Origin of the sequence: Streptomyces hygroscopicus subsp. hygroscopicus (assembly GCF_001553455.1) — a bacterium.
GTDB lineage: Bacteria > Actinomycetota > Actinomycetes > Streptomycetales > Streptomycetaceae > Streptomyces > Streptomyces hygroscopicus.
Genome location: NZ_BBOX01000181.1, coordinates 1 through 5,704 on the forward strand (window position 1 = coordinate 1; position 5,704 = coordinate 5,704).

Sequence of the window (5,704 nt, forward strand, 5' to 3'; positions counted from 1 at the left end):
GCCGTACGGGGTGCGGATGCCGCGCCTGGAGGCGCCATGACCCGGGAATGCGGCCGGGCCGCGATCGCGTTGCTCTGTTCCGCGGTGGGCAGCCACCGGCGTCCGTCGTCACGGACGCGGTGATGCCCGGGAGTCCCGTCCGGACCGCACCGCGGCTGGTCACCGGCGTTCACGGTGTGGGCCGGTCTCGTCCGGCGCCGTGTCCAGGACGCGATGTACGAGGCGGTGGGCCGTGGGTCCGGCGCGGGGAGGTGAGGTGGGGCGATGAGTCTTCGTCAGTTCGAGTACGCCCTGGCCGTGGCCGAGGCGGGCTCGGTGACGGCGGCGGCGGAGCTGCTGCGTGTCGCCCAGCCGTCGGTGTCGCAGCAGATCCGCGGCCTGGAGCGGGAACTCGGCGTGACGCTGTTCGCCCGCACACCGGCCGGACTGGTGCCCACCGCGGTCGGTCGCGCGTTCCTGCGGGACGCGGAGGTCGCGGTGAGGGCGGCCCGGCGGGCGAAGGCGACGGCGCGGGCCGGTGCCGATGAGCTGGAGGGCGAACTGGTGGTCGCGGCCCAGATGGGGCTGGGCACGCGGCAGCTGCCGGGCGCGCTGAGCGCGTTGCGCCGCCGTTTCCCGCGGCTGGAGATCACCGTATTCGAGGAGGCGAACCCCGCCGAGCTGGAGCGGCTGGCGCGCCGGGGCGTGGTGGACCTCGGCCTGGTGGGCGGGGAGTGCGAGGAGGGCCTGTACGAGGGCCACCACCTCGGCGACGAGGAGTTCGTCGTGGTGCTGAGTCCCGAGCACGCGCGGCTCGCCGCGGACCGGGTCGAGTTGTGCCAGGTGGCGCGGGAGCCGTGGATCAGGTTCGACCACGGCAGCGCGCTGGACGGCGTGCTGCGGGAGGTGCTGCGGGACAACGGGCTGGCCCCGACCACGGTCGCCCGCGTCTCCCAGACGGCGACGGCGGTGCGCTGGGCCGCCCACGGGCTGGGGGTGACACTCGTGCCGGCCTCCGCGGTGCCTCCCGGGTTCGAGCCCCTCACGCGTCCGGTCCATCCCACCGTTTCCATGCCCGCCGTCGCCGTGATCCGGCCCGGCGCGGGCCCGGCGGAAATGGCCCTGCTCGAATTCCTGCGCCAGGAGACCTGGCACTACACCGGATTCGCCGACAACGGGTCAGGGCCTTCTCACAACTGGGTTATGCCTCCGTCCACCACGAACTCGGCGCCCGTGGTGTAAGTGGCGTCGAAGGCCAGGAATGCCACCGCCCTGGCGACTTCTTCCGGGGTTCCGAAACGCCGCATGGGGTTCGTCCGGGTCCTGCTCTCACCGCGCCGGTGTCACCCCACGGGGAATTCGCCGCCGTCCACGGTGAGGTTCCTTCCGGTCAGCCAGCTCGCCCGGTCCGATACGAGGAACAGCACCGCGTCGGCGATGTCGTCGGGCCGGCCGTCGCGTCCCAGCGGAGGGGCGGTGTTGTCCTGGCCCGGCCCCTCGGCCAGGCTCGCCCACTGCTCCCGCGTCGCCTCGCCGCCGGGGGTGGCGGTCCTGCCGGGAGACACCGCGTTGACCCGGACGCCGAACGGGGCCAGTTCCAGGGCCAGTCCCCGGCTGTAGTTCTGCAGCGCCGCCTTCGCCGCCGTGTAGTGCAGGAACGGCGGTGCCGAAGTGGGGACGGCGGCCGTCGAGACGTGCACGACCGCGCCCGAACGCCGTTCCCGCATCCCCGGAGTCAGCAGCGCGTCCAGCCGCACCGACGCCAGGTAGTTCAGGTCCAGCTGGTCCTGCCACTCCTCGTCGGGGATGTCCCAGGCGTGCTGGAACGGTCGGGCTCCACCCGCGTTGTTGACCAGGATGTCCACCCCGCCGAGCGCCTCCCGCGCGGCCCCGGCGACTGCCTCGGCCCCAGCCCGTGTCCGCACATCGGCCGCCACGAAGGCGGCGCCCTCCGGCACCGTGCTCGTCTTCGACCTGGCGGTCGTGAGTACCTCGGCGCCCGCGTCCAGGAACTGGCGCACGATAGCCGCGCCGATTCCGCGCGAACCGCCCGTGACCACGGCTCGCTTTCCCGCGAGTTCACGCATTCCTGCATCATTTTTGATGGTGGTCATGCCGCTGGCCCTTTCCTTTGCGTATGGGTATGCCCGACCGGAAAAAGGGGCGACGCGCCCAGGGCGCCGATTCCGGAGAACCATGGAGCGCGTCTCACCTCGTCGAGCTGTTTCACCGTAGGTCCGGGACGAATTGAGAGGCAAAGACGAAAAACGAGCAGGGACTATAGGACTTTCCTATGGCAACCCGGTGACCGGATGGTGTGCGGCGTGACCGCGACGGCAGGGGGGCATCCCGTCGTCGTTTGACCGCGACATCGACGACGAGCCGGGGGCCACCGGGCGCGGTACGTGGACCGGTTCCCTGTCCGGCACGACGCGCCGGTCACCGGAGGGGCGTTGTCGGCCCGTGTGCTATCGGCCCGTGTGCTATCGGCCCGCTCCCTGACCTGCCCGCTCGCGCAGCCGGGCGGCGGAGCGGGCGAGCCGTGCGGCGCCGATCACGGGCAGGGTGAGCGCCATCAGGAGGGAGGCCACGAAGGCGGCGGCGCTGATCCCGTCGAACGCCAGGGAGAGGGCCGCCGCCAGCACCGGCACCGTCACCAGCGGCGACAGCACGAACAGCGTGGCCTGCCGCTTCTCCCGCCGCACCCACGGCGCGGACCGCCACAGCCGTACGAGCGCGCCGAGGGCGGCGACCAGCCCCAGCGGTATGCCCACCCCCGGGACCAGGCACAGCGGCACGGGCAGCACGGCGAGGCCGAGCGTCAGCCAGGTGCCGCCGACGTTCTCCGGTTCGGGCGGGAGGCTGCCGGACTCCTCGGCCAGCGCGTCCGCCGCGATCTCCTCCGGGGTGCCGATCCAGTCGAGCACCCGCCGCACCCGCTCCTCACCGACGCCGACCGCCGCGCCGCCGTCCGTTTCGGGGCCCTCGGCGGGGCGGTCGGTGGGGCCCTCGGCGGGGTGGTCGGCAGGGTCCTCGCCGGGGTGCTCGGCAAGGCCCTCGGCGGGGCCCTCGGTGAAACCCCCGGCGAGGTTCTGAGCGGGGTCGTCCGCCAGCGCCGCCGCGATCTCCTCGCGCAGGTCCTCGAGCAGCTCCTCCCGCCGTACGGCGGGAAGCGCCGCGGTCCGCCGCTCGACCGAGGACAGGAAGGTCCGCACGAGGGGGTGGCTGAGGGGGCTGCTCATGTCGTCTCTCCGGATGCGCGGAAACGGTCACCGGTCCAGGCGTGGCAACCGGCATCCGTCAGCGTGCAGCACCCGCACGGGGGCCGCTCCCGGATCCGCGCAATTGCGCATCCCGCCGCGCTCGACAGGCTAGTGGGCCGCCGTGCCGCTCCCCCGGCGGGTCATGATCCGATGCCCCGCGTCATGACCCGATGCCCCACGTCATGATCCGATCGAGTTCCGGTCCGGTGAGCCCGGCGGGGAGCCGGACGGTGTCGGACCGGGCGCGTAACCCTTCCAGGACGAGTGCGGCGATACGGCGGGCGGCGCGGTCCCAGGCGTCGGACGGCAGTTGGGCGTGGGCGAGCATCGCGCCGATGACGACGAGATCGGCGGCGGTGGCGTCGGGGCGGACCGACCCGTCCTCGATCCCCCGCTTCAGGACCGCGCCCAGCGACCGGGAGATCCGCGGGCCGAGGGGGTCGGCCCCGTCCACCGCCGGTGGGCCGGACCCGCCGAGCAGCGGCAGGGCGAGATGGCGGCGCTCGGCGAGGAGCCGGTCCAGGAAACCGGCCAGCGCGTCCAGCGGCGGCGCCGCGCTCCGTTCGGCCTCCTCGGCGAGCGCCGCCACAAGCTCGTAGCAGCGCAGGACGACGGCCGCGTACAGCTCCTCGCGATCGGCGAAGTTCCGGTACAGCGTGGCGATGCCCACCCCGGCCTCGCGCGCCACCACGTCCAGCGGCACGGCGGGCCCGTCGCGGAGCAGGACCCGCTCCGCGGCGTCGAGGAGGGCGGCGCGGTTGGCGACGGCGTCCGAACGGCGGCGCGTGGGCTGGGCGGGATTCATGGGGTCATCTTCCCGCTCCTGGCGCCGTGGGAGGGCGGTGGACGCGAGAGTCGTACGGCGTTGCCGAGAATTTCAGCCGCGCCGACCGCCGCCGCCCCGCACACCCGGTTCCGAGACCTCAGCGCGTCACCGCCTCAGCGCTTCAGCGCGTCACCGCCTCAGCGCTTCATCCATTCATCCTCGTACTTCTGGTACGTACCGTCGTGCGTGGCCAGATGGACCCACTGATCGACGTACTCCTTGAACTGTGCGTCGCCGCGCGGCAGGACGTACGCCTTCTCGGAGAAGGAGAACGGCTGGTCCGGGTGGACCGCGCACAGCTCCGGATGGATCGCGGACTGGTACCGGGTCTCGCTGGCGTCCGTCATCATCACATCGGCGCGACCCTCGATGATCTCGTCGAAGATCGTGGTGTTGTCCGGATGGACGGTGAGGGTGGCCTGTGTGACATGGGCGCGGGCGAACTGCTCGTTGGTGCCGCCCGGGTTGACCACCACCCGCACGCCCGGCTGGTCGATGTCCTCCAGCGTCCGGTACCTGTCCTTGTCCTCGCAGCGCACGATCGGCGTCTTGCCGTCGGTGAGGTACGGCTCGCTGAAGGACGCCTGGCGGGCGCGGGCCAGGGTCACCGACACCCCGCCCATGCCCACGTCGCACCGTCCCGCGGCGAGGTCGTCCACCAGGGTGGCCCAGGTGGTGGGCACGAACGACGGTTTGGCGTCCAGGCTCTTGGCCAGGTCCCCGGCCATCTTGATGTCGATGCCCGTGTAGGTGCCGGACTTGGGGTCGCGATGGCTGAAAGGCCGGTAGTCGCCCGTGGTGCACACCCGCAGGACCCCGCGCTCGGGCACCCGGTCCAGCAGGGTGCCGCGCCGCTGCTCGCGGTCGGCGGCGGATGCCCGCTTCGGCTCCGGCTGCGACGCGGAGCCGACGGCGAGCGCCGAACCGGCGGCGGTGGCGGCGAGCACGGCGGCGAGGGCGGACAGCGTGACGGTACGTCTCACGGCACCTCCTGGGCGCGGGCGGGCGGCCCGCTTCGAGCCGCATGATCACAGCGCGCTTCAGGGTGGCAGAAGTCCCGCCCCACGGGAAGCCGCTGCCCGCCTGCTGGGATACGGCGACGATGCGCGCCAAGCGCGCGTCCGGGGTGGGGGCTCTGTGATGAGCGGACTCCGGCCCGTGTGCCCCGAGTCGGGGCCGGAGTCCTTGCCCTGCGGTCGGCGGCCGTGCCTGGCTGCACCGACCCGCAGGGTGTCCGAGAGGGTGTCCGGGAGGTGTCCGAGAGGGCGGGCCGCCGGCGCGAAGTCGTGCCCGGGGCGGGGGACCCCGGGCCGCCGGCGGCCCACCCGGTCTATCGGGCCGGGTCGCCCGCGATGCACAAGGAGATCGCGAGCGTCAGCAGCAGCGGAATTGCGCTGAGGGCCCCGGCTCATCCGGGATGGCGCGGAAGGCGAGCAGCGCGCCCCGCGCCGGGGGGTTGTCGGCGGTGCCTCATCCGGCGCCCTCGGCGTGCTCCTGCCAGATGGCCGCCGAGTAGGCGTCCAGGAGGCGCTGGCCGGTCGCGCACTCGCCCGTTCTGCACGCTTCGCAGCCCGCGGCGTGGGTGAGGGCGGCGCGCCATGCGTTCTCCGTGGTGCAGTTGGGGTCGCAGGCCCAG

At 73.2% G+C, this 5,704-nt stretch carries 5 protein-coding genes and 1 pseudogene; 1 reads left to right on the forward strand and 5 read right to left on the reverse strand.

Translation table 11 applies throughout. From position 1 onward, the window contains the following. Positions 1–264 precede the first annotated feature (264 nt). The gene (locus AXW62_RS19885; RefSeq protein ID WP_060945719.1) at positions 265–1,221 is read left to right on the forward strand and encodes a LysR family transcriptional regulator; all 957 of its coding nucleotides are present in this window, start codon (positions 265–267) and stop codon (positions 1,219–1,221) included. On the opposite strand, the pseudogene AXW62_RS41165 reads toward AXW62_RS19885, so the two are convergent. The 5 genes and pseudogenes from AXW62_RS41165 to AXW62_RS19905 form a co-directional block, all read right to left on the reverse strand. Next, a pseudogene (locus tag AXW62_RS41165) lies at positions 1,170–1,304 on the reverse strand (SDR family oxidoreductase); the annotation flags it as partial. The gene AXW62_RS19885 and the pseudogene AXW62_RS41165 overlap by 52 nt on opposite strands. Positions 1,305–1,322: 18 nt before the next feature. Next, a complete protein-coding gene (locus AXW62_RS19890; RefSeq protein ID WP_060945720.1) occupies positions 1,323–2,093 on the reverse strand; it encodes an oxidoreductase in 771 nt (256 codons plus the stop codon). Between the two features lie 369 nt (positions 2,094–2,462). Further along, positions 2,463–3,221, reverse strand: a complete 759-nt coding sequence (locus tag AXW62_RS19895) for a DUF1700 domain-containing protein (RefSeq protein ID WP_060945721.1) — start codon at positions 3,219–3,221, stop codon at positions 2,463–2,465. A gap of 181 nt (positions 3,222–3,402) precedes the next feature. Then, positions 3,403–4,047, reverse strand: coding sequence for a TetR/AcrR family transcriptional regulator (locus AXW62_RS44990; protein WP_060945722.1), 645 nt, complete (start codon positions 4,045–4,047; stop codon positions 3,403–3,405). 158 nt (positions 4,048–4,205) lie between these two features. Further along, positions 4,206–5,051 (reverse strand): transporter substrate-binding domain-containing protein, encoded by an 846-nt coding sequence (locus AXW62_RS19905; RefSeq protein ID WP_060945723.1) that lies wholly within the window; start codon positions 5,049–5,051, stop codon positions 4,206–4,208. Positions 5,052–5,704: the final 653 nt, after the last annotated feature.

Coding starts and splice junctions, on each gene's coding strand:
- AXW62_RS19885 (WP_060945719.1), top strand. CDS start 265: ATGAGTCTTCGTCAGTTCGAGTACGCCCTGGCCGTGGCCGAGGCGGGC.
- AXW62_RS19890 (WP_060945720.1), bottom strand. CDS start 2,093: ATGACCACCATCAAAAATGATGCAGGAATGCGTGAACTCGCGGGAAAG.
- AXW62_RS19895 (WP_060945721.1), bottom strand. CDS start 3,221: ATGAGCAGCCCCCTCAGCCACCCCCTCGTGCGGACCTTCCTGTCCTCG.
- AXW62_RS44990 (WP_060945722.1), bottom strand. CDS start 4,047: ATGAATCCCGCCCAGCCCACGCGCCGCCGTTCGGACGCCGTCGCCAAC.